This window comes from Streptomyces sp. BE20 (genome assembly GCF_036322525.1).
In the GTDB taxonomy this organism is placed as follows: Bacteria; Actinomycetota; Actinomycetes; order Streptomycetales; family Streptomycetaceae; genus Kitasatospora.
Window position 1 is genome coordinate 1 of record NZ_JAQYWW010000766.1, and the last position, 381, is coordinate 381.

At 86.1% G+C, this 381-nt stretch carries 1 protein-coding gene; it reads left to right on the plus strand.

Annotated elements, in window-relative coordinates; all coding sequences use genetic code 11:
* Window positions 1-191 (plus strand): hypothetical protein (locus PUR61_RS16550; protein ID WP_329879615.1); only part of this gene is annotated, 191 nt, incomplete at its 5' end.
* Window positions 192-381 lie beyond the last annotated feature (190 nt).

The window sequence follows — 381 nt, forward strand, 5'->3', positions numbered from 1 at the left end:
GCACCCTCACCGCCGCCCTCGTCTGCCGGCCGATCCACGACGGACCGCTCGGACCCCGCCTCCTGATCTTCGGCCTCGTCCTCGCCACCGGCATCAGCGCCGGCCTGCCCGCCTGCTTCTCCTGGCTCTCACCCGACACCCACCACGACCCCGACCCCGGTCCCGATTCCGAATCCGACCCCACCCCCTGACCCCCCCCGGTCGGGCCCGCCGGCCCCGCGCCGCGCCGCCCCCCCGGCCCCGCGCGCGGCGCCGCGCGCCCGCCCGGCGGGGGGGCGGCGGGCCGCCGCCGCGCGCGCCCCCCCCCCCCCCCCCCCCCCCCCCCCCCCCCCCCCCCCCCCCCCCCCCCCCCCCCCCCCCCCCCCCCCCCCCCCCCCCCCC